The organism is Pseudomonas sp. F(2018) (assembly GCF_005508865.1).
GTDB lineage: Bacteria > Pseudomonadota > Gammaproteobacteria > Pseudomonadales > Pseudomonadaceae > Aquipseudomonas.
Genome location: NZ_SCOM01000001.1, coordinates 67,766 through 88,944, shown reverse-complemented (window position 1 = coordinate 88,944; position 21,179 = coordinate 67,766). Strand labels below are relative to the sequence as shown.

The 21,179-nt window shown below is 68.1% G+C and carries 17 protein-coding genes and 1 pseudogene; 8 read left to right on the top strand and 10 right to left on the bottom strand.

All coding sequences use genetic code 11. From position 1 onward, the window contains the following. The first annotated feature begins 76 nt into the window (after positions 1-76). Together FFS62_RS00370 and trmA are read left to right on the top strand one after the other, a co-directional pair. A complete protein-coding gene (locus FFS62_RS00370) occupies positions 77-1,375 on the top strand; it encodes an NCS2 family permease (RefSeq protein ID WP_137970847.1) in 1,299 nt (432 codons plus the stop codon). Further along, complete coding sequence (gene trmA / locus FFS62_RS00365) at positions 1,372-2,457, top strand: tRNA (uridine(54)-C5)-methyltransferase TrmA (RefSeq protein WP_137970846.1); 1,086 nt, start codon at positions 1,372-1,374, stop codon at positions 2,455-2,457. The genes FFS62_RS00370 and trmA overlap by 4 nt, the downstream gene beginning before the upstream one ends. Positions 2,458-2,558: 101 nt before the next feature. On the opposite strand, the gene adeC is transcribed toward trmA, so the two are convergent. Genes adeC through FFS62_RS00350 form a run of 3 tightly spaced genes read right to left on the bottom strand, consistent with a single transcriptional unit; the run spans position 2,559 to position 8,293 of the window. Next, on the bottom strand, positions 2,559-4,004 hold the full coding sequence (adeC, locus tag FFS62_RS00360) for an AdeC/AdeK/OprM family multidrug efflux complex outer membrane factor (RefSeq protein WP_137970845.1): 1,446 nt from the start codon (positions 4,002-4,004) through the stop codon (positions 2,559-2,561). Then, positions 4,001-7,138 carry an efflux RND transporter permease subunit gene (locus tag FFS62_RS00355; protein WP_137970844.1) on the bottom strand — a complete coding sequence of 1,046 codons (3,138 nt, stop codon included), beginning with the start codon at positions 7,136-7,138 and terminating at the stop codon, positions 4,001-4,003. Before FFS62_RS00355 ends, adeC begins: the two co-directional genes overlap by 4 nt. Before the next feature lie 12 nt (positions 7,139-7,150). Next, positions 7,151-8,293 (bottom strand): efflux RND transporter periplasmic adaptor subunit, encoded by a 1,143-nt coding sequence (locus tag FFS62_RS00350; protein ID WP_137970843.1) that lies wholly within the window; start codon positions 8,291-8,293, stop codon positions 7,151-7,153. A 162-nt stretch (positions 8,294-8,455) separates the two neighbouring features. Here FFS62_RS00350 and FFS62_RS00345 point away from each other — a divergent pair, with 162 nt between their 5' ends. Further along, positions 8,456-9,091, top strand: coding sequence for a TetR family transcriptional regulator (locus FFS62_RS00345; protein ID WP_137970842.1), 636 nt, complete (start codon positions 8,456-8,458; stop codon positions 9,089-9,091). Here FFS62_RS00345 and FFS62_RS00340 read toward each other — a convergent pair. Then, positions 9,077-9,466 (bottom strand): DUF4345 family protein, encoded by a 390-nt coding sequence (locus FFS62_RS00340; RefSeq protein ID WP_137970841.1) that lies wholly within the window; start codon positions 9,464-9,466, stop codon positions 9,077-9,079. The two genes, FFS62_RS00345 and FFS62_RS00340, sit on opposite strands and share 15 nt — an antisense overlap. Before the next feature lie 127 nt (positions 9,467-9,593). On the opposite strand from FFS62_RS00340, the gene FFS62_RS00335 reads away from it, so the two are divergent. Both FFS62_RS00335 and FFS62_RS00330 read left to right on the top strand, forming a co-directional pair. Beyond that, a complete protein-coding gene (locus FFS62_RS00335; protein ID WP_137970840.1) occupies positions 9,594-10,025 on the top strand; it encodes a DUF411 domain-containing protein in 432 nt (143 codons plus the stop codon). Positions 10,026-10,093: 68 nt separating this feature from the next. Continuing rightward, positions 10,094-10,966: a neutral zinc metallopeptidase gene (locus tag FFS62_RS00330; protein ID WP_137970839.1), complete on the top strand. Its 873-nt coding sequence runs from the start codon at positions 10,094-10,096 to the stop codon at positions 10,964-10,966. Here FFS62_RS00330 and FFS62_RS00325 read toward each other — a convergent pair. Continuing rightward, positions 10,963-11,976, bottom strand: coding sequence for an AraC family transcriptional regulator (locus FFS62_RS00325; protein WP_137970838.1), 1,014 nt, complete (start codon positions 11,974-11,976; stop codon positions 10,963-10,965). The genes FFS62_RS00330 and FFS62_RS00325 overlap by 4 nt on opposite strands. 151 nt (positions 11,977-12,127) lie before the next feature. Between FFS62_RS00325 and FFS62_RS00320 the strand changes: the two genes are divergently transcribed. Continuing rightward, positions 12,128-13,957: a long-chain-acyl-CoA synthetase gene (locus tag FFS62_RS00320; RefSeq protein WP_137970837.1), complete on the top strand. Its 1,830-nt coding sequence runs from the start codon at positions 12,128-12,130 to the stop codon at positions 13,955-13,957. On the opposite strand, the gene FFS62_RS00315 is transcribed toward FFS62_RS00320, so the two are convergent. The 4 genes and pseudogenes from FFS62_RS00315 to FFS62_RS00300 form a co-directional block, all read right to left on the bottom strand. Then, positions 13,951-14,541, bottom strand: coding sequence for an HAD family hydrolase (locus FFS62_RS00315; protein ID WP_171016279.1), 591 nt, complete (start codon positions 14,539-14,541; stop codon positions 13,951-13,953). The two genes, FFS62_RS00320 and FFS62_RS00315, sit on opposite strands and share 7 nt — an antisense overlap. 53 nt (positions 14,542-14,594) lie before the next feature. Next, on the bottom strand, positions 14,595-15,464 hold the full coding sequence (gene tesB / locus FFS62_RS00310; protein ID WP_137970836.1) for an acyl-CoA thioesterase II: 870 nt from the start codon (positions 15,462-15,464) through the stop codon (positions 14,595-14,597). Continuing rightward, positions 15,461-17,061, bottom strand: a pseudogene (locus FFS62_RS00305) (SagB/ThcOx family dehydrogenase). The gene tesB and the pseudogene FFS62_RS00305 overlap by 4 nt, the downstream one beginning before the upstream one ends. Further along, positions 17,051-17,605, bottom strand: a complete 555-nt coding sequence (locus FFS62_RS00300; RefSeq protein ID WP_137970835.1) for a GNAT family N-acetyltransferase — start codon at positions 17,603-17,605, stop codon at positions 17,051-17,053. Before FFS62_RS00300 ends, FFS62_RS00305 begins: the two are co-directional and overlap by 11 nt. A gap of 44 nt (positions 17,606-17,649) precedes the next feature. Between FFS62_RS00300 and FFS62_RS00295 the strand changes: the two genes are divergently transcribed. Further along, on the top strand, positions 17,650-18,570 hold the full coding sequence (locus FFS62_RS00295; RefSeq protein ID WP_137970834.1) for a histone deacetylase: 921 nt from the start codon (positions 17,650-17,652) through the stop codon (positions 18,568-18,570). Here FFS62_RS00295 and FFS62_RS00290 read toward each other — a convergent pair. After that, positions 18,567-19,700 (bottom strand): aminotransferase class V-fold PLP-dependent enzyme, encoded by a 1,134-nt coding sequence (locus tag FFS62_RS00290; RefSeq protein WP_137970833.1) that lies wholly within the window; start codon positions 19,698-19,700, stop codon positions 18,567-18,569. The genes FFS62_RS00295 and FFS62_RS00290 overlap by 4 nt on opposite strands. A 122-nt stretch (positions 19,701-19,822) precedes the next feature. Here FFS62_RS00290 and FFS62_RS00285 point away from each other — a divergent pair, with 122 nt between their 5' ends. Then, the gene (locus FFS62_RS00285; RefSeq protein WP_137970832.1) at positions 19,823-21,061 is read left to right on the top strand and encodes a TIGR03862 family flavoprotein; all 1,239 of its coding nucleotides are present in this window, start codon (positions 19,823-19,825) and stop codon (positions 21,059-21,061) included. Positions 21,062-21,179: the final 118 nt, after the last annotated feature.

Here is a 21,179-nt window from a genome sequence, read left to right as displayed (position 1 = left end):
GTCGAGCTGGCAGCCTTTGTGCTTTGCTTTCGCACAGTCCACAACCCTTGCCGCACCAGCCCTACGGGAGCCCACCATGCTGGAAAAGCTGTTCCAACTCAAGGCGCACAACACCACGGTGCGCACCGAAATCCTGGCCGGTGTCACCACCTTTCTGACCATGGCCTACATCCTCTTCGTCAACCCGGCGATCCTCGGCGAGACCGGCATGGACAAGGGCGCGATCTTCGTCGCCACCTGCCTGGCCGCGGCCATCGGCTCGGCGCTGATGGGCCTGATCGCCAACTACCCGATCGCCCTGGCGCCCGGCATGGGCCTCAACGCCTTCTTCACCTACACCGTGGTGCTGCACATGGGCCACAGCTGGCAGGTGGCCCTGGGCGCGGTGTTCATCTCCGCCACCCTGTTCTTCCTACTGTCGATCTTCCGCATCCGCGAGTGGATCGTGAACAGCATCCCGCTGCCGCTGCGCTCGGCGATCGCCGCCGGCATCGGCCTGTTCCTCGCCCTGATCGCGCTGAAGGAAGCCGGCCTGGTAGTGGACAACCCGGCCACCCTGGTCGGCCTCGGTGACCTGCACGCCCCCGGTCCGCTGTTGGCGATCCTCGGTTTCTTCCTGATCGTCGCCCTGGAAGCCCGTCGCGTCACCGGCGCGGTGATGATCGGCATCCTCGTCGTCACCGCCATCGCCATCGGCCTGGGCGTCACCCCGTTCGGCGGCATCGTCTCCATGCCGCCGTCGCTGGCGCCGACCTTCCTGCAGCTGGACATCATGGGCGCGCTGGACGTGGGCATGATCAGCGTGATCTTCGCCTTCCTGTTCGTCGACCTGTTCGACAACACCGGCACCCTGATCGGCGTGGCCAAGCGCGCCGGCCTGATGAGCAAGGACGGCCACCTGCCGAAGATGGGCCGCGCCCTGATCGCCGACAGCGCCGCCGCCATGGGTGGTTCGCTGCTCGGCACCAGCACCACCACCAGCTATATCGAATCCGCCTCGGGCGTGGCTGCCGGTGGCCGCACCGGCCTGACCGCCATGGTGGTAGCGATCCTGTTCCTGCTGGCGCTGTTCTTCGCCCCGCTGGCGGGCACCGTGCCGGCGTTCGCCACCGCGCCGGCGCTGCTGTTCGTTGCCGTGCTGATGACCTCGGGCCTGGCCGAAATCGACTGGGATGACATCACTGTCGCCGCACCGGTGGTGATCACCGCCCTGGCCATGCCGCTGACCTTCTCCATCGCCAACGGCATCGCCTTCGGCTTCATCGCCTGGGTGGTGATCAAGGCCCTGGCCGGTCGCTTCAAGGAGATCAACCCGGCGCTGGTGGTGCTGGCCGCGATCTTCGTCGCCAAGTTCGCCTTCGGCGTCAACGCATGAGTCAGGTGCGTGACGCGGCGGCCTACGCCGCCCAGCTGGACGAGAAGGTCGCCCGCCTGCGCGAGCTGCTGGCGCCCTTCGCCGCCCCCGAGCCTGCGGTATTCGACTCGCCGGGCGAGCACTACCGCCTGCGCGCCGAATTCCGCCTGTGGCGCGAGCAGGAAGAGCGCCACTACGCGATGTTCGCCGCCGGCGACAAGCACACGCCGATCCTGATCGACGAGTTCCCCATCGCCAGCCAGCGCATCAATGAGCTGATGCCGCAGCTCAAGGCGGCCTGGCAGGCGAGCAAGGCGCTGTCGTTCAAGCTATTCCAGGTCGAGTTCCTCACCACCCTGGCCGGCGATGCGCTGATCACCCTGTGCTACCACCGCCCGCTGGATGCCGAATGGCAGGCCGAGGCCGAGCAGTTGGCAGCCAAGCTGGGCGTCAGCCTGGTCGGCCGCTCGCGCGGCCAGCGCCTGGTGATCGGCCGCGACTACGTGCAGGAAGAAATGCAGTTGGCCGGTCGCACATTCCGCTACCGCCAGCCCGAGGGCGCCTTCACCCAGCCCAACGGCCTGGTCTGCCAGAAGATGCTGCAGTGGGCCTTCGACGCCCTCGGCGAGCGCCAGGACGACCTGCTGGAGCTGTACTGCGGCAACGGCAACTTCACCCTGCCGCTGAGCACCCGGGTGCGCAAAGTGCTGGCCACCGAGATCAGCAAGAGTTCGGTCAACGCCGCCCTGGCCAACCTGGCCGACAACGGCATCGACAACATCGAGCTGGTGCGCCTGAGCGCCGAGGAACTGACCCAGGCCCTCAACGAGGTGCGGCCGTTCCGCCGCCTGGCCGACATCGACCTGAAGTCCTATGACTTCGGCGCCGTGTTCGTCGACCCGCCCCGCGCGGGCATGGATCCGGACACCTGCGAGCTGACCCGGCGCTTCGACAATATCCTGTACATCTCCTGCAACCCGGAGACCCTGGCCGCCAACATCGCCCAGCTCAACGATACCCACCGTATCGAGCGCTGCGCGCTGTTCGACCAGTTCCCCTGGACGCACCATATGGAGTCCGGTGTGCTGCTGGTACGCCGCTGAGACCTAGGGCGGGTGCAACCCGCGTGACGATCTTCGCGGGTTTCACCTGCCCTACAAAAAAAGCCCCGGCATGCCGGGGCTTTTTCGTTTCAGGCTGACCGTCAGTCCTCTGCCGGCGCCGCCGCCAGGGTGGTCTGCTCGTGCCAGCCGCCGCCAAGGGCCTTGTACAGGTTGACCTCGCTGGTGAGCTGGTTGAGGCGGTCGCCGATCAGCTGCTGCTGGGCGCTGAACAACTGGCGCTGAGCATCGAGCAGGGTCAGGTAGCTGTCCACCCCGGTGCGGAAGCGGCGTTCGGCGAGGCGGTAGTATTCCTCGCTGGTGCCGACCAGGGCACGCTGGGCGCTGAGCTGCTGCTCGTAGGTGGTGCGTGCGGCCAGGCCGTCGGCGACTTCCTGGAAGGCGGTCTGGATGGCCTTCTCGTAACTCGCCACCTGGATGTTCTTCTGCACCTCGGCGTAGTCGAGGTTGGCCGCAAGGCGCCCCGCCGTGAAGATCGGCAGGTTGATCGACGGCTGGAACAGCCAGCTGCCGGAACCACCGTCGAACAGGCCGGACAGCTCGCTGCTGGCGCTGCCGGCATTGGCGGTCAGGCTGATGCTGGGGAAGAACGCCGCGCGCGCCGCGCCGATGCTGGCATTGGCGGCCTTGAGCTGATGCTCGGCCTGGAGCAGGTCCGGGCGGCGCTGCAGCAGCTCGGACGGCAGCCCGGCCGGCACTTCGGCCAGCAGGTCGGCATTCAGCACTTCACCCTGGGGCAGATCGGCCGGCACGCCGGCGCCGAGCAGCAGGGCCAGGGCGTTGCGGTCCTGGGCGACAAGGCGACTGTATTGCGCCAGGCTGGCTTCGGCGCTCTGCACCGCGGTGCGTGCCTGGCTCAGCGACAGGGCATCGGCCACGCCGACGTTGAAGCTGCGCTCGGTCAGGGCGTAGCTCTTGCGGTAGGTGTCCAGGGTGTCGCGGGTCAGCTGTAGCAGCTGCTGGTCGGCCTGCAGGGTCAGGTAGGCGTTGGCCACGCTGGCCACCAGGCTGATCTGCGTGCTGCGCTGCGCCTCTTCGCTGGCGAAGTACAGCTCCAAGGCTTGCTCGTCGAGGCTGCGCAGGCGGCCGAAGAAGTCGATCTCCCAGGCGCTGGTACCGACCGTGGCGCTGTATTGGCCGCTGGTGGTGGCCTCGCCGCTGGACGACAGGTCGCCCGGCAGACGCTGGCGAGTGCCGCTGCCGGCGGCGGAGATGCTGGGGAACAGCTCCGAACGCTGGATGCGGTGCTGGGCGCGGTAGGCATCGACGTTCAGCGCGGCGATGCGCAGGTCGCGGTTGTTGGCCAGGGCGGCCTCGACCAGCTGCTGCAGCGCCGGATCGCGGAAGAACTCGCGCCAGCCCAGGACGGCGGCTGTCACATCGGTCTGCGCGGCGCCGTTGGCGGTGTAGGCCGCGCCTTGCGGCCAGGCGCCGTCCACCGGGGCCTGCGGCCGCTGGTAATCGGGAATCAGGCTGCAGCCGCCGAGCAACACGCTGGCGACGGCAAGGGATAGCAGGGACTGCCTCACTGGACGGCCTCCTCTTTGATAGCTTCTTTGCTGCGCTTGTCCTTGAACAGCGAGCAGACCAGAACGTAGAACAGCGGCACCCAGAAGATCGCCAGCACGGTGGCGGTGAGCATGCCGCCGATCACGCCGGTACCGATGGCGTGCTGGCTGCCGGAACCGGCGCCAGTGGAGATCGCCATCGGCACCACGCCGAGGATGAACGCCAGCGAGGTCATGATGATCGGGCGCAGACGCATGCGGCAGGCCTCGATGGCCGCGTCGAACAGGCTTCTGCCCTGCTCGTGCAGCTCCTTGGCGAACTCGACGATAAGGATCGCGTTCTTCGCCGACAGGCCGATGGTGGTGAGCAGGCCGACCTGGAAGAACACGTCGTTGGAGAGGCCACGCAGGCTGGTGAACAGCAGCGCCCCGATGATCCCCAGCGGCACCACCAGCATCACCGAGAACGGGATCGACCAGCTCTCGTACAGCGCCGCCAGGCAGAGGAACACCACCAGCAGCGACAGGGCGTACAGCGCCGGCGCCTGGGCGCCGGACAGACGCTCCTCGTAGGACAGCCCGGTCCAGGAGTAGCCGATGCCCGCCGGCAGCTGGGCGATGATCTGCTCGACCGCCGCCATGGCCTCGCCCGAGCTGTGCCCCGGCGCCGGCTCGCCGAGGATCTCGATGGCCGGCACGCCGTTGTAGCGGGACAGCTTGGGCGCGCCGTAGATCCACTCGCCGCTGGCGAAGGCGCTGAACGGCACCATCGCGCCCTGGTCGTTGCGCACGTACCACTTGCCCAGGTCGTCCGGGTTCATCCGCGCCTCGGGCACGCCCTGCAGGTAGACCTTCTTTACCCGGCCACGGTCGATGAAGTCGTTGACGTAGCTGGCGCCCCAGGCGATGGACACGGTGCTGTTGATGTCCGCCAGCGACACGCTGTGGGCACGGGCCTTCTCGTCGTCGATCTGCAGCTGGTACTGCGGCTCGTCGTACAGGCCGTTGGCGCGCACGCGGGCCAGCACCGGGTTGCTCTTCGCCAGTTCGAGGAATTTGTCCCGCGCGGCGTTGAGCTGCTCATGGCCGACGCCGGCACGGTCCTGCAGGAAGAAGTTGAAGCCGGTGGCGTTGCCCAGCTCCAGCACCGCCGGCGGGGCGAAGGCGAACACCATGGCGTCGCGGAAACTAAAGAAGTGCTGCTGGGCGCGCTGGGCCAGGCTGAACACGCTGTGCTCGGCGCCCGGGCGCTCTTCCCAGGGCTTGAGCATGATGAAGGCCATGCCCGAGCTCTGCCCGCGACCGGCGAAGTTGAAGCCGGTGACGGTGAACACCGACTTCACCGTGTCCTTCTCCGCATCCAGCAGGTACTCGCGCATCTGGTCGACCACCGCCTGGGTGCGCTCGGCACTGGCGCCGGCCGGGGTCTGCACCTGGGCGAACAGCACGCCCTGGTCTTCCTCGGGCAGGAAGGCGGTGGGGATACGGGTGAACATCCAGGCCATGATCGCGACGATCACCAGGTACAGCAGGATGTACGGCGCCTTGCGCTTGAGGATGGCGCGCACGCCGCGCTCGTAGCCGTTGACGCTACGGTCGAAGGTGCGGTTGAACCAGCCGAAGAAGCCGCGCTTGGGCGCGTGGTGGCCCTTGGCGATGGGCTTGAGCATGGTCGCGCAGAGCGCTGGGGTGAACACCAGGGCGACCAGCACCGACAGCGCCATGGCCGAGACGATGGTGATCGAGAACTGCTTGTAGATCACCCCGGTGGAGCCACCGAAGAAGGCCATCGGCAGGAACACCGCCGACAGCACCAGAGCGATACCCACCAGCGCGCCCTGGATCTGGCCCATGGACTTGCGCGTCGCTTCCAGCGGCGACAGGCCTTCCTCGGCCATTACCCGCTCGACGTTTTCCACCACCACGATGGCGTCGTCCACCAGCAGGCCGATGGCCAGGACCATGGCGAACATGGTCAGGGTGTTGATGGTGAAACCGAACATCGCCAGCACGCCGAAGGTGCCGAGCAGCACCACTGGCACGGCCAGGGTGGGGATGATGGTGGCGCGGAAGTTCTGCAGGAACAGGAACATCACCAGGAACACCAGCACGATGGCTTCGCCCAGGGTGTGCAGCACGCCCTCGATGGAGGCCGAGACCACCGGCGTGGTGTCGTAGGGGAACACCACTTCCATGCCGGCGGGGAAGAACGGCTTGAGCTGGTCGATGGTGGCGCGGATCGCCTTGGCGGTGTCCAGCGCATTGGCGCCGGTGGCCAGCTTGATCGCCATGCCCGAGGCCGGCTTGCCGTTGAACTGCGCGCTGATGGCGTAGTTCTCGCCGCCCAGCTCGACCCGGGCGACATCGCGCAGGCGCACCTGGGAGCCGTCACGGTTGACCTTGAGCAGGATGGCGCCGAACTGCTCGGGCGTCTGCAGGCGGGTCTTGCCGATGATGGTGGCGTTGAGCTGGGTGCCCGGCGAGGCCGGCAGGCCGCCGAGCTGGCCGGAGGAGACCTGGACGTTCTGCGCCTGGATCGCGCCCTTCACGTCCACCGGTGTCAGCTGGTAGTTGTTCAGCCTGGCCGGATCGAGCCAGATGCGCATCGCGTACTGCGAGCCGAACACCTGGAAGTCGCCCACGCCCTTGGTGCGCGAGAGCGGGTCCTGCATGTTGGAGACGATGTAGTTGGACAGGTCGTTCTTGTCCATGGAGCCATCGGCCGAGACCACGCCGATCACCAGCAGGAAGTTCTTCACTGCCTTGGTCACGCGAATGCCCTGCTGCTGCACTTCCTGCGGCAGCAACGGGGTCGCCAGCTGCAGCTTGTTCTGCACCTGGACCTGGGCGATGTCCGGGTTGGTGCCCTGCTCGAAGGTGGCGGTGATGGTCATGCTGCCGTCGGAGTTGCTCTCCGAGCTGATGTAGCGCAGACCGTCGATGCCGTTGAGCTGCTGCTCGATCACCTGCACCACGGTGTCCTGCACCGTCTGCGCCGAGGCGCCAGGGTAGCTGACCTGAATACCGACGGCGGGTGCGGCGATGCTCGGGTACTGGTTGATCGGCAGTTTGAGGATGGCCAGGCCACCCGCCAGCATGATCACCAGGGCGATCACCCAGGCGAAGATCGGCCGGTCGATGAAGAACTTCGACATGCGCGGCGCTCCTTAGTGACGCTGGGCCAGGTCGGGATCGACCGACTGGGTTTCGGCGACATTGGTCGCGGGCGCGGTCTGCACTTCGGCGCCGGGGCGCACGAACTGCAGGCCCTCGGTGATCAGCTTGTCACCCGGGTTGAGGCCCTTGGTCACCAGCCAGCGGTCGCCGACGGTGCGGTCGGCCTCCAGCTGACGCAGCTCGACCTTGTTCTCGGCGTTCACCACCAGCGCGGTAGCCTGGCCCTTGAGGTCGCGGGTGATGCCCTGCTGCGGCGCGAGGATGGCCTGCTGGCGCACGCCGGAGCTGAGCTGCGCATGCACGAACATGCCCGGCAGCAGGTCGTGATCGGGGTTGGGGAACACGGCGCGCAGGGTCACCGAACCGGTGCCCTCGTCCACCGAGACCTCGGAGAATTCCAAGGTGCCTTCGTGGGCGTACTCGCTGCCGTCCTCCAGCTTCAGCCTGACCTTGGCGGCATTGGCGCCGGCCTTCGCCAGCTGCCCGCTGGCCATTTCGCGGCGCAGGCGCAGCAGGTCCTTGGTCGGCTGGGTGACGTCGACGTAGATCGGGTCGAGCTGCTGGATGGTGGCCAGCGCGGCGGCCTGGCCGTTGTTGACCAGCGCGCCCTCGGTGACGGCGGAACGGCCGACACGACCGGAGATCGGCGCCAGCACCTTGGTGTAGCGCAGGTCGATGCGCGCCCGCTCCAGCGCCGCCTCGGCGGAGAGCTGAGCGGCCTTGGCCTCGTCATAGGCCTGCTTGCTCACGGCCTGGTCGCTGACCAGATCCGCGTAGCGCTCGGCCAGCGACTGCGTCGAGGCCAGGGTGGCCTGGGCGCTCTTGTAACTGGCCTGGTACACGGCCGGATCGATCTGATAGAGCTGCTGCCCGGCCTTGACCTCGGAGCCTTCCTTGAACAGACGCTTCTGCAGAATGCCGTCGACCTGCGGGCGCACTTCGGCGATGCGATAGGCGCTGGTACGGCCCGGCAGCTCGGCGGTCAGGGTAAATGGCTGCGCCTGCAGGGTGACGATGCCCACCTGGGGCGTCTGTGCGGCGGGCGGCGCGGCGTCATCCCGGCAACCGGCGAGCACCAACGTAGCCAGAGCGACGGCGGAAACCATGGCTGTATAGGCTGGTTTCTTCTGCATCTGAAGCGACCTCATGTCAGAGACGGCCCGGTCAGAGGAGCGCGGGCGCGGGGAAGGGAAACTGTTTAGCTGGCTAAGAAATATACTTACATACTAGAATGTTTGTAAACGCGAAAACTAACCGCGGATACAACTTTTCCCAACCTTTACACACTGCCCAGCATGGTCCGACGCACCAAAGAAGAAGCCGAAGAAACCCGCCAGAGCATCCTCGACGCCGCCGAGCACCTGTTCCACGAGCGAGGGATTTCGCGCACCTCGCTGGCCGATATCGCCGGTGCCGCGGGGGTGACGCGTGGCGCCATCTACTGGCACTTCGAGAACAAGGTCGACCTGTTCCAGGCCATGCTCGAACGCCTGCATCTGCCGCTGGAGGAGCTGGCCCAGGCCAGCGAACGCGAGGACGAGCCCAACCCGCTGGGCCACACCCGCGAGCTGCTGGTGCGCCTGTTGCGCAACATCGAGCTGGACCCGCAGACCCGGCGCATCCAGGAGATCCTCGCGCACAAGTGCGAGTACACCGACGACCTCGGCGACCTGCGGCAGAAGATGCAGGCGCTGCATGTGGAGTGCGACGAGCGGATCGAGAAGTCGCTACGCAACGCGGTCAGCAAGGGCCAGCTGCCGGCCGACCTCGACTGCCGCCGCGCCACCCTCTGCCTGCATGGCTACGTCCACGGCCTGCAGGCCAACTGGCTACTGGCGCCGGGCGGCGACTCGCTGGCGGCGCAGGCCGATCAGTTCGTCGACGCCCTGCTCGACATGCTGCGCTGCAGCCACGCCCTACGCCGCCGCTGAGGCGCGTCGCAGCAGCCAGAAGGCGAGGCCGGCGGAGACGCCCTCGAACAACATCGCGTAGAGGTTGAAGGTCTGCTGCGCGCCACCGTCCAGCCACAGGCCGCCGAGGCGCGCGACGAACAGGCTGGCGTAGAGCAGCACCAGCAGCATAAGCGCCGGACGCAGCAGGTCGGAGCGCAGCAACGCCAGCCCCAGCCACGCCGCCAGGCCCAGCTGCAGGCCGCCATAGTAGGCGCGCACATCGGTGACCGAGGCAGGCTCCATCAGCAACATGCCGCTGAGATTGGCCATCTCCTGAGGGCGAATGAAGTAGGCCAGGCCGAAGCCGGCGAGTAGCAGGGCCTGGACGGCCAACAGGATGCGGGCGGGCAGCATCGGCGATCTCTCCTGGTAGGGACAGCGAGCATAGGCCGCGGCGTCGCAGACGGAAACAGTCCGCCACTGGGACGCCCCGGGCCGTGGCGCTATCCTGCGACGAATCCATCCTGCCGAGGAACCCGCCATGCGCCTCCTGCCTCTCGCCGCCCTGCTGTTCGCCAGTGCCACCCAGGCCGCCGAGCCCGTCACCATGGACGTCCATCGCGACGCCAACTGCGGCTGCTGCAAGGCCTGGATCAGCCATCTGGAAGAGAACGGCATCAAGGTCAACGACCATGTCGAGACCGACATGAGCGCGGTCAAGCAGCGCCTCGGCGTACCGCCGCGCCTGGCCTCGTGCCACACCGGGATGATCGACGGCAAGTTCGTCGAGGGCCACGTGCCGGCCCGCGACATCCTCGCCCTGCAGGGCCGCCCCGATCTTCTCGGCGCCGCCGTGCCGGGCATGCCGCATGGCTCGCCAGGCATGGAAACCGGCCGCGTGGACGCCTACCAGGTGATCGGCCTGGATAAGGGCGGCAAGGAGAGCGTGCTGGCCGACTATCCGGCCAAGTAACCACGGGCTGGCGCGCACCGGTCGAGGCGACGACACTAACAGCCTCGACGGACTGAAGGAGCGCGGCCATGCGCTGGGAACGAGGTAGACGCAGCGACAACGTGGTGGACGCCCGCGGCGGCGGTGGCGGCATGCGCTTTGGCGGTGGCAAGGGCCTGAGCCTAGGCGGCATCGCCATCGTCGTGGTGGTCGGCCTGCTGATGGGCCAGGACCCGCTGACCATCCTCGGCAACGTGGTCAACCAGGGCATGCAGCAGGGCGCGCCAGTGCAGGAGCAGCGGGCGACGGCGGCCAACGACCCGCAGAGCGAATTCGTCCGCGCCGTACTGGGTGACACCGAGGACACCTGGCGCGCCATCTTCCAAGCCTCCGGCAAGCAGTACCAGGACCCCAAACTCATCCTCTTCAGCGGCGGCGTGCGCTCGGCCTGCGGCTTCGCCGATGCCGCCGTCGGCCCCTTCTACTGCCCGGGCGACAAGCAGGTGTACCTCGACCTGAGCTTCTTCCGCGAGATGGAAACCCGCTTCTCCGCCGCCGGCGACTTCGCCCAGGCCTACGTGATCGCCCACGAGGTCGGCCACCATGTGCAGACCCTGCTCGGCGTCTCGGCCAAGGTCAACGCGGCGCGTCAGCGTGGCGAGCGGGTGGAGGGCGACAACGGCCTGCTGGTGCGTCAGGAGCTGCAGGCCGACTGCCTGGCCGGCGTCTGGGCGCACCATGCCCAGCAGCGTCTGAACTGGCTGGAGCCGGGCGATCTGGAGGAGGCGCTGAATGCCGCCAATGCCATCGGCGACGACCGCCTGCAGAAGCAGAGCCGCGGCACCGTGGTGCCGGATTCCTTCACCCACGGCACCTCGGCCCAGCGCGTGCGCTGGTTCCGCACCGGCTTCGACAATGGCGAACCGGGGCGCTGCGATACCTTCAAGGCCGCCCGCCTCTAGGCCTGGGCTTTTTCCTGGTAGGCCTTGGGCGATACACCGAACCAGCCCTTGAACGCCTTGTAGAAGGCGCTCGGTTCGGCGAAGCCCAGCTCGCGGCTGAGCTGCTCGATGCGGCAGTCCGCCTGGCGCAGGCGACGCAGCGCATGTTCGCGGCGCACCTCGGCGAGCAGCTCGGAGAAGCTGCAGCCCTCCTCGCGCAGATGCCGGTGCAGGGTCTGCCGGCTGGTGCGCAGCCGCCGCGCCACCGCCTGCACCGAGAAGGCACCATCCACCAAGCCCAGCTCGATCAGATGCAGCACCTGCTGGCGCAGGCTGTGGTGGCTCGGTAGCTGCGCCTGCATGTCGCTGACCCGCTGCAGCAAGAGGCCCTTGAGGTAGTCGTTGCCGCTGTGCAGCGGCAACTGCATGTCCGCCGCCGCCATCTCGATATAGTCCAGCGGCTCGCCGAAACGCACCGGGCAACCGAGTATCTGCCGGTAGCTGGCGGAGGCGGCCAGCGGCATGTGGCGGAAACCCACCAGCAACGGCAGCAGGCGCACGCCACTCATCTGCCGGCCCCAGCACAGGGCCGAGCTCAGGCTGTATTCGCAGGCCGGCGGATGATTGACCAACGGCGCGGTGAACAGGAAGCAGATGCGCACCCGCTCGCCGAGCAGCTCCACCCGCAGGTTCTCGCATTCGCTCATCACCGGGCTGTGCTGGCTGAACAGCTGCAGCGCCTCGCCGACTGTCGCGCTCATCGCCGCCAGGCTGGCCACCGGCCCGCGGGTGCGCAGGCCGCGCTGCTGACCGAGGAGCAGGCCGATATCGGCCGGCGCTCCGCGTTGCGCCGCCAGCTGCCACAGGCGCAGCAACCAGGCCACCGGGATGCGTGCCTCCAGGTCCAGGCGCGGCTCTGGCGCCAGGCCCAGCTCGGCGAGGTCGTCCGGCCCCACCAGCTGCAACTGGCGCAGGCTCTGGTAGAGGTCCAGCAGCAGCGACGCGGTGGCGCTCGGGGCGGAGTCCAGCATGGTCGGCAAATCCTTTCACCTGTGGCGGGGTCGCTCGATTGTGCGCCGCCCATGAGACGAATTGCCAGTTCCTTGCGACCGCAGGCTATCAACAGCCCGCCGCGGCCTTGCGTAGATTGCGGGGAATAACAACAACACCTCAGGATCCGCCATGAGCCATCCCGCCGTTATCACCCTGCCGCGCCTGCTGTCGCGCGTGCCCTACCTGCTCGCCGGCCTGCCCGGCATCATCCGCGGCCTGCGCCTCGCCAGCCGCGCCCGGGGCAGCGCCGTCGGCGGCCTGGCCGACTGCGTAGAGCGCGCCACCCGCGGCCACCCCGACGGCATCGCCCTGATCCAGGGTGACGAACAGCTGACCTACGCCGAGTTCGACCAGTGGACCAATCGCCTGGCCCATCGCCTGCGCGCCGGCGGCCTGCAACAGGGCGACTGCGTCGTGCTGCTGATGGACAACCGCCTGGAGCTGCTGGCCTGCGTCACCGCCTGCGCCAAGCTCGGCGTGGTGGTAGCGCTGCTCAACAACAGCCAGCGCGGCCAGGTGCTGGCGCACAGCATCAACCTGGTGAAGCCGCGCGTCGCCCTGGTCGGCGAAGAGCTGCTGGCAGCCTTCGAGGAGGTGCAGGAGCAGCTGCAGCTGCCGGCCGACGGTCGCTACTACTTCGCCGACCGCCCGACCTGGCGCGAACCCGGCCAGGCCCCCAGCGGCTGGCAGCACCCGGCCGCCGACCTGGCCGCGCAAGCAGACAGCAAGCCACTGCTGGCGCGCCCGGTGCAGGCCGAAGATCCCTGCTTCTACATCTACACCTCAGGCACCACCGGCCTGCCCAAGGCCGTGGTGTTCAACCACGGGCGCTTCCTCAAGGGCTACGGCATCTTCGGTTTCGGCGCCGTGCGCCTGGGCCGCTACGACCGCCTGTACTGCAGCCTGCCGTTCTACCACGCCACCGCCATGGTGGTGTGCTGGGGCTCGGTGCTGTCCGCCGGGGCGGCGCTGATCATGGTGCGGCGCTTCAGCGCCAGCCGCTTCCTCGACGAAGTGCGCCGCCACGGCGCCACCGCCTTCGGCTATGTCGGCGAGCTGTGTCGCTACCTGCTGGATCGCCCGGCCAGCCCCGACGACGCCGACAACCCGCTGCGCATCATGGTCGGCAACGGCATGCGCCCGGCCATCTGGAGCACCTTCAAGCAGCGCTTCGGCATCCAGCGGGTGGTCGAGTTCTACGCCTCCAGCGAGGGCAACATCGGTTTCACCAACCTGCTCAACCTGGACAACACGGTGGGCTTCACCCCCTACCCCTACGCCATCGTCCGCTACGACCGCGACAGCGAGGCGCCGCTGCGCGATGCCCAAGGCCGCCTGCAGCGGGTGAAACCCGGCGAGCCCGGCCTGCTGATCGGCGAGATCACCGCGAAGACGCCCTTCCACGGCTACACCGACCCGGCCAAGACCGAGAGCTGCATCCTGCGTGACGTGTTCAAGCCGGGCGACGCCTGGTTCAACACCGGCGACCTGATGCTGCACCAGGGCTGGCGCCACGCCCAGTTCGTCGACCGCCTCGGCGATACCTTCCGCTGGAAGGGCGAGAACGTCTCCACCACCGAGGTGGAGACGGTGCTGGACGGCATCGAAGGCGTCGGCGAGGCGGTGGTCTACGGGGTGGAAATCGCCGGCACCAACGGCCGCGCCGGCATGGCCTGCATCCGCCTGGACCGCGCGCCGGCCGACTTCGACTTCCAGGGCCTGCTCGCCGAACTGCGCCGCGAGCTGCCACCCTACGCGGTGCCGCTGTTCCTGCGTCTGAGCGAGAAGATGGAGACCACCGGCACCTTCAAGCACAAGAAGGCGCCGCTCAAGGACCAGGGCTTCGACCCGGCACGCTGCACCGACCCGCTGTACGCCTGGCTACCAGGCACGGAAAGCTATGTGGCGGTCAACGCCGAGCTGCATACGGCGATTCAGGGCGGCGAGTATCGCTACTGAAGGGCGGCCAGCAGCGCCTGGCAATCCACCGCGTGATGGTCGGTCAGCTCCGGCCAGGGATTGTCCGGCAGGTTGACCAGCACACCCCAGGCACCGGCGGCGCGAGCGCAGTCGAGGTCGAAGCGGTAGTCGCCGACCATCACCAGCTCGGCCGGCGCCACGCCCCAGCGCGCCGCCAACTGCAGCAGGCCGTCCGGATCGGGCTTGGGGATCGCCTCGCCGCGACCGATCACATCGGCCGTGGCGAAGCAGTCGCCGAGGCCGATGGCGGCCAGTGTCAGCAGCGCCAGCTCGTGGGCGTTGCGGGTGAGGATGCCGAGGCGGCAACCGCGCTGGTGCAGCGCGCGCACCAGATCCACGGCGCCGACAGCGGCCACCGAGCCAATGGCCAACTCGCGCTCGTGCTCCAGCAACCAGGCATGCTTGGCCGCCGCCTCGTCGGCCGGCAGCGCGGCCAGGTGGTGGAGGATGTCTTCCTCCGGCGGGATGTTCAGCGCCCGCTTGATCGCCGGGAAGTCATGCACGGCCACCGTCAGGGTGCCGTCCATATCGAAGACCCAGTGGCGGCAGTCCTGCAGGCGCACTTCCTTTTGTAGGGCGGGTGAAACCCGCGCGCGGGCCTCTCCCGTCCCGTCGATCACTTCCAGTCCTCGCGCAGGCGGGTCAGCCCCTCCTGGCAGGACGAGGCGACCAGCTGGCCGGCGCGATTGAAGATGCTGGCGCGGGCGAAGCCGCGGGCATTGCCGGCCCAGGGGCTGTCCATGGCGTACAACAGCCAGTCGTCCATGCGCAGGTCGCCGTGGAACCACAGGGCGTGGTCGAGACTGGCCACCTGCATGAACTTCTGGAACACCGATACGCCATGCGGCTGCATCGAGGTGGTCAGCAGGTTGAAGTCGCTGGCATAGGCCAGCAGCAGCTTGTGCAGCTGCGGCTCGGCCGGCAGTTCGCCAGCGGCGCGAAACCACACGTACTTCACCGGATCGCAGGGCTGCGGGGCGAAGGGGTTGATGCGGGTTACCGGGCGGATCTCGATCGGCTTGTCGCTGGTCATCCGCTCGCGCATGCGCTCGGGGATCAGGTGCGCCACCTGGCGCGCCAGGTCGGTCTCCGAAGGCAGGCCCTCGGGGCCCGGCACGTCGGGCATCTGCAGCTGGTGGTGGAAACCTTCCTCGTCGGCCTGGAACGAGGCGCTGCAGGTGAAGATCGGCTGGCCCTTCTGGATCGCCGTGACCCGCCGGGTGCTGAAGCTGCCGCCGTCGCGCACGCGGTCGACGCTGTACACCACCGGCAACGCGGCATCGCCGGGGCGCAGGAAGTAGCCGTGCAGCGAGTGCACATGGCGCGCCTCCTCCACCGTCTGGTTGGCCGCCGACACGCACTGGCCGAGCACCTGGCCGCCGAACAGCTGACGGAAGCCCAGGTCCTGGCTGCGCCCACGGAACAGGTTTTCCTCGATCTGCTCCATGCTCAGCAGGGACACCAGATCATCCAGCACTTGGCTCATACATCGCTCCTCGGCGGCACACGTAATTCAGGATAGGCCGGCGCGCTGGAGAGTCTCGCGTCCCACACGGCGCGGCCAATGGTGAAATGGTAAAGGCTTTGCCAGCGGCTGTCGGCCAGTTCCAGCAATTCATGCACCTGATCGTCGAAGAAGCAGCCGATACCGGTGCCGGACAGCCCCGCCGCCTCGGCCTCCAGGTACAGCAGCTGGCCGATCTGCCCGCACTCCCAGAACAGCCGTGGATAGCGCCATGGCCCCTCGGCCAGCGCCGCGTCGAAGCGCGCCAGCATGGCCAGGGCCACGCAGCCATCGCTGGCGATGTCCTGGCCGCAGGAGAGGAAACCGCGTCGCCTTCGAGCAGGCGGTACAGCGGCAGCTCCGCATGCACGCGCTGCCAGGCGAAGTCGCCGCGCAGGCCATCCGGCTGCGGCTGGCCATCGCAGCGGGCCAGCCAGTACAGCCCCGGTTCCAGGCCCTGCACGCGATGGACGAACAGCAGGAGATCGACTTGCGCCGGCTCACTGGTGACAGCGAAGGGCACTGGAGAATTTTCCGGCAACAGCCGACGCAGCCAGGCGAACAGCAGCTCGGCCTGGATGCCGCTGCGGCCGTCGAACGCCTGGGCGCTGCGCCGCCGATGCAGGATCGGCCGCAATGGCAGGCCGGGATTTTCGCTGCCGTTGTGACCACTCGGCGTCTGCCAGCTCAAGCCCGGCAGGGCCGGTGCCCGACACAGCCCATGCACCCGCGCCAGCTCCGGCCACTCGCGGTACTGGCGTGACAGGCGATTGGGCGCGCCAATCAGTTCCAACGCCGCCAGGCCGCGCAGCAGCGTTTCGGGCAGCGCGAATTCCTTAGCTTGCGGCGGACCGACCCAAAGCAGGCAGTCGCCATGCTCGGCCTCGTGGAAACCGTCGCGATCCAGCCCCAGCAGGCCATCCAGGCGCGCCTCGGCGACGCCGCGCAGCAGACGCACCTGCCAACCCTGAATCGCGGCGGCGATGCTCAGGCAGGCCAGCGCATGGCCCAGGTCGTGCTGGCAGTAGCGGTAGGCGCGCTCACCGTACTTCCAGGCCTCGCGCCAGGGGATGCTGGCCAGCCCCAGCAGGAAGCCGCCGGCCGGCGGCGCGCTCTGCAGCTGCTCGCCCAGCGGCGCCGGCAGCTCGGCGCGCACCTCCAGGCCGTGCGCATCCGGCGCGTAGTGCACCAGCAGCCCGGCCGCCTCGACGCTGCCCGGTGGCAGCAGCAGATAGGCCTCGGTCGGGTGCAGATTGCCGGACGAGGGATTGACCCGCAGCGCCCAGCGATTGCCGCCGGCCTCCTTCCAGGCGGACAGCGCCAGGCTGTCGTATAGCAGTTGCGAGATGCTGGAGCGGCTCAGCGGCGCCGGCGCGCCAATCGACCCGGCGAAGGGCGCGTCGTAACCCGGCGTCTCCTCCAGCGGGCGCTGCCACAGCTCGATCAAACGAGCACCGGCGTAGCGACGGAAAGGTGCCGGCTGGGTCGCCCAGTCGAGCTGACCGGGGCCCGGCGCATAGGCATTCGGCGCATGCTTGCTCAGCGCGTGATAGGCGCGCACCTGCTGCTCAGCGTCCACGCCAGTCCTCCCGGTCGATGCGATAGAGCCAGTGCGGGCGCAGTGGATGCCCAGCCGGCAAGCTGGGATGCTCGAAGTCGTCGGCCTGATCGCGGCGCATGCCCAGGCGCTCCATCACACCCCAGGAGCGCGCATTACCTGGAACGGTAAAGGCCACCACCTCGTCCAGACCAAGCTCCTCGAAGGCGAACTGCAGCGAACGCCGTGCCGCTTCCAGTGCATAACCCTGGCCCCAGTAGGGCCGAGCCAGGCGCCAGCCGGTCTCCACCGCCGGCACGAAGGGCGCAGCGAAGCCGACCCGCGCCAGCCCGGTAAAGCCGATCACTCTGCCAGTGTCACGACGCTCCAGCGCCCAGAAGGTGAAGCCATGCTCGGTCTGGTGCGCCATCAGCTTGCCGAGCAGCTCGGCGCTACCGGCGCGGTCCAGCACGGCGGGGAAATGCGCCATCACCTCGGGGTCGGCGCACAGCTGCGCCAGGGCGTCGAGATCATCATCGCGCCAGAGCCGCAGGATCAGGCGCTCGCTGGTCAGGGTCGTGGTCATATACTGGGCTCGCCTAGTTTTTCAAATGGCTGCGAGAGTTCCCCATTATGCTGCCGCTGGTCTACCACGACGACTACAGCCCGCCCTTCCCGGCCAACCACCGCTTCCCCATGGAGAAGTTTCGCCTGCTGCGCGACCATCTGGTGGGCAGCGGCCTGGTGCGCGACGAAGAGCTGCATCGTCCGCAGATCTGCCCGCCGGAGATTCTCGCCCTGGCCCACTGCCCGGCCTATATCGAGCGCTTCGCCAGCGGCGAGCTGACCTATCAGGAGCAACGCCGCCTGGGCCTGCCCTGGAGCGAGCCGCTGGCCCGGCGCACCGTGCGCGCGGTGGGCGGCTCGCTGCTGGCGGCCGAACTGGCCCTCGAACACGGCATGGCCTGCCACCTGGCCGGCGGCACTCACCATGCGCACTTCGCCGAGGCCTCCGGCTTCTGCATCTTCAACGACCTGGCGGTGATGGCCCGCTACCTGCTGGAGAGCGGCCGTGTCGGCCGGGTACTGATCTACGACTGCGACGTGCACCAGGGCGACGGCACCGCGCGCCTGCTGGAAAACGTGCCGGACGCCATCACCGTATCGCTGCACTGCGAGAAGAACTTCCCGGCGCGCAAGGCCAGAAGCGACTGGGACATCGGCCTGCCGATCGGCATGGGCGATGCCGACTACCTCAAGGTGGTGCACGACAGCCTCGGCTACCTGCTGGCCCTGTACCAGCCGGATATCGTGCTCTACGACGGCGGCGTGGATGTGCACCAGGACGACCGCCTCGGCTATCTGCAGCTGACCGACGCCGGCATCGCCGCCCGCGACGAGGCAGTGTTCAGCCACTGCCTGGAACGCGATATCCCGGTGGTCGGAGTGATCGGCGGCGGCTACGACCAGGACCGCGCCCTGCTCGCCCGCCGCCACGGCATCCTGCATCACAGCGCCGCGCGGGTATGGCGCGCGGCGGGGCTGCGTTAGCCGGCCAGTACCTTATCGAGAGCCTGTTCGAGGGTAGCCACGGTGCGCTCGACATTGCCCAGCTTGTCCAGGCCGAACAGGCCGAGGCGGAAGGTCTGGAAGTCCGCCGACTCGTCGCACTGCAGCGGCACGCCGGCGGCGATCTGCAGGCCCTGGGCGGCGAACTTGCTGCCGTTCTTGATCTGCGCATCGTCGGTGTAGCAGACCACCACGCCCGGCGCCTCGAAGCCTTCTGCCGCCACACTCTTGAAGCCCTTGGCCGCCAACAGCGCACGCACACGCAGGCCCAGCTCGCGCTGCTGCTCGCAGACCTTGGCGAAGCCCTTGGCCTCGGCCTCCTTCATCGCATCGCGGAAGCGCGCCAGGGCGTCGCTGGGCATGGTCGCGTGGTAGGCGTGACCACCCTGTTCATAGGCCTGCATGATCTGCAGCCACTTCTTCAGGTCGCAGGCAAAGCTGCTGCTCTGGGTCGCCTCGACACGGGCCTGGGCGGCCGCACTGAGCATCACCAGAGCGCAGCAGGGCGAGGCGCTCCAGCCCTTCTGCGGCGCGCTGATCAGCACGTCTACACCGCAGGCCTGCATGTCTACCCAGAGAGTGCCGGAGGCGATGCAATCGAGCACGAACAGACCGCCCACCGCATGCACGGCATCGGCCACGGCGCGCAGGTAGTCGTCGGGCAGAATCATCCCCGAGGAAGTCTCCACATGGGGCGCAAAGACCACCTGCGGTTTCTCCTGGGCGATGGTCGCCAGCACCTCGGCCAGCGGCGCCGGCGCATAGGCGGCCTGGGCGCCAGCGGTTGTCGGACGCGCCTTGAGCACGGTGGAGGCAGCGGGGATCTGGCCCATCTCGAAGATCTGCGTCCAGCGGTAGCTGAACCAGCCATTGCGGATTACCAGGGTCTTCTGCCCGGTGGCCAGCTGGCGTGCCACAGCCTCCATGCCGAAGGTGCCGCTGCCGGGCACCACGGCCACGGCATGGGCGTTGTAGACCCGCTTCAGGGTGCTGGAAATGTCCCGCATCACGCCCTGGAAGGATTGCGACATATGGTTGAGGGAGCGGTCGGTGTAGACCACCGAATATTCGAGCAGACCCTCGGGATCGACGTTGGGGTAGAGGCCGGACATGACACTCACTCTCGCTGGGATTGATGCCCAGACCCTGCCCGAAGCCCGCGCAGATGACAAGGCTGGCGGCCGATGCCTCGGGTAGAATGCCGCCTTCTCGCCGCACATTCCCGACTCAAACCATGACCGACTCTGCCACTCGCTCCGCACCCTGCGTCGCCGTTATCGGCGGCGGCCCCGCCGGGCTGATGGCCGCCGAGGTGCTGGCGGCCGGTGGCGCGCGGGTCGAGCTGTTCGACGCCATGCCCTCGGTCGGGCGCAAGTTCCTCCTGGCCGGGGTCGGTGGGATGAACATCACCCACTCGGAAGCCAAGGCGCCGTTCCTCGCCCGCTACCGCGAGCGTGAACAGGAGATCGCCGCGCTGCTGGCGGACTTCAACGCCGAGGCCCTGCGCGAGTGGATTCACGGCCTGGGCATCGACACCTTCGTCGGTACCTCGGGAAGAGTGTTCCCCACCGATATGAAGGCCGCACCGCTTCTGCGCGCCTGGCTCAAGCGCCTGCGCGAGGCCGGCGTCGCGATCCATACCCGTAGCCGCTGGCTGGGCTGGAATGACCAGGGTGAGTTGCGCATCGCCACCCCGGATGGTGAGCGCCTGGTTGCAGCCGATGCCTGCGTGCTGGCCCTGGGTGGCGGCAGCTGGGCGCGACTCGGCTCGGACGGTGCCTGGGTGCCGCTGCTGGAACAGCGCGGAGTCGAGATCTCTCCGCTGCGCCCGGCCAACAGCGGCTTCGAAGTAGCCGGCTGGAGCGAGCATTTGCGCGGCAAGTTCGCCGGCGCGCCGCTGAAAAACGTCACCCTGGCGCTGGACGGCGAGGTGCCACGACGCGGCGAATTCGTCCTCACCGAACATGGCATCGAGGGCAGCCTGGTCTATGCGCTGTCCGCCGCCATCCGCCAGCGCATCGAGCAGCATGGCCGCGCACGGGTTTATCTGGATCTACAGCCGGATCGCGATCTGGAGAAAGTCGCTGCGCTGTTAAGCAAGCCACGCGGCTCGGCCTCCATGGCCAAGCATCTGCACCGCCAGCTCGGTCTGGATGGCGCCAAGGCTGCTTTGCTGCGCGAGCTAACCAGTGCCGAGGACTTCGCCGATATGCGCCGCCTGGCACAGGCGATCAAGGCACTGCCGATCAAACTGCTGCGCACCCGCCCGCTGGACGAGGCCATCTCCAGCGCCGGCGGGGTGACCTTCGCGGCGCTCGACGACCACCTGATGCTGCGCCAGCTGCCCGGTACCTTCTGCGCGGGCGAGATGCTCGACTGGGAAGCGCCCACCGGCGGCTATCTGCTTACCGCCTGCTTTGCCAGCGGGCGAGTGGCTGGGCTGGGCGTGCTGGAGTGGCTCAAGCGGCGGTAGCCCAGATGTCACCCGGGCTACGGACGACATCCCCTCTCCCATTTATGGGAGAGGGTTAGGGAGAGGGCGCTTTATGGTTATCACCCCTCTCCCCCGGCCCCTCTCCCGCAAGCGGGAG

What these genes read in the sequence shown, in the direction of transcription:
- FFS62_RS00320 (WP_137970837.1), top strand. Translation starts at nt 12,128, where the DNA reads ATGAGCCATCCCGCCGTTATCACCCTGCCGCGCCTGCTGTCGCGCGTG.
- FFS62_RS00345 (WP_137970842.1), top strand. Translation starts at nt 8,456, where the DNA reads ATGGTCCGACGCACCAAAGAAGAAGCCGAAGAAACCCGCCAGAGCATC.
- FFS62_RS00330 (WP_137970839.1), top strand. Translation starts at nt 10,094, where the DNA reads ATGCGCTGGGAACGAGGTAGACGCAGCGACAACGTGGTGGACGCCCGC.
- FFS62_RS00325 (WP_137970838.1), bottom strand. Translation starts at nt 11,976, where the DNA reads ATGCTGGACTCCGCCCCGAGCGCCACCGCGTCGCTGCTGCTGGACCTC.
- tesB (WP_137970836.1), bottom strand. Translation starts at nt 15,464, where the DNA reads ATGAGCCAAGTGCTGGATGATCTGGTGTCCCTGCTGAGCATGGAGCAG.
- FFS62_RS00340 (WP_137970841.1), bottom strand. Translation starts at nt 9,466, where the DNA reads ATGCTGCCCGCCCGCATCCTGTTGGCCGTCCAGGCCCTGCTACTCGCC.
- FFS62_RS00290 (WP_137970833.1), bottom strand. Translation starts at nt 19,700, where the DNA reads ATGTCCGGCCTCTACCCCAACGTCGATCCCGAGGGTCTGCTCGAATAT.
- FFS62_RS00350 (WP_137970843.1), bottom strand. Translation starts at nt 8,293, where the DNA reads ATGCAGAAGAAACCAGCCTATACAGCCATGGTTTCCGCCGTCGCTCTG.
- FFS62_RS00370 (WP_137970847.1), top strand. Translation starts at nt 77, where the DNA reads ATGCTGGAAAAGCTGTTCCAACTCAAGGCGCACAACACCACGGTGCGC.
- FFS62_RS00355 (WP_137970844.1), bottom strand. Translation starts at nt 7,138, where the DNA reads ATGTCGAAGTTCTTCATCGACCGGCCGATCTTCGCCTGGGTGATCGCC.
- FFS62_RS00285 (WP_137970832.1), top strand. Translation starts at nt 19,823, where the DNA reads ATGACCGACTCTGCCACTCGCTCCGCACCCTGCGTCGCCGTTATCGGC.
- FFS62_RS00300 (WP_137970835.1), bottom strand. Translation starts at nt 17,605, where the DNA reads ATGACCACGACCCTGACCAGCGAGCGCCTGATCCTGCGGCTCTGGCGC.
- FFS62_RS00335 (WP_137970840.1), top strand. Translation starts at nt 9,594, where the DNA reads ATGCGCCTCCTGCCTCTCGCCGCCCTGCTGTTCGCCAGTGCCACCCAG.
- trmA (WP_137970846.1), top strand. Translation starts at nt 1,372, where the DNA reads ATGAGTCAGGTGCGTGACGCGGCGGCCTACGCCGCCCAGCTGGACGAG.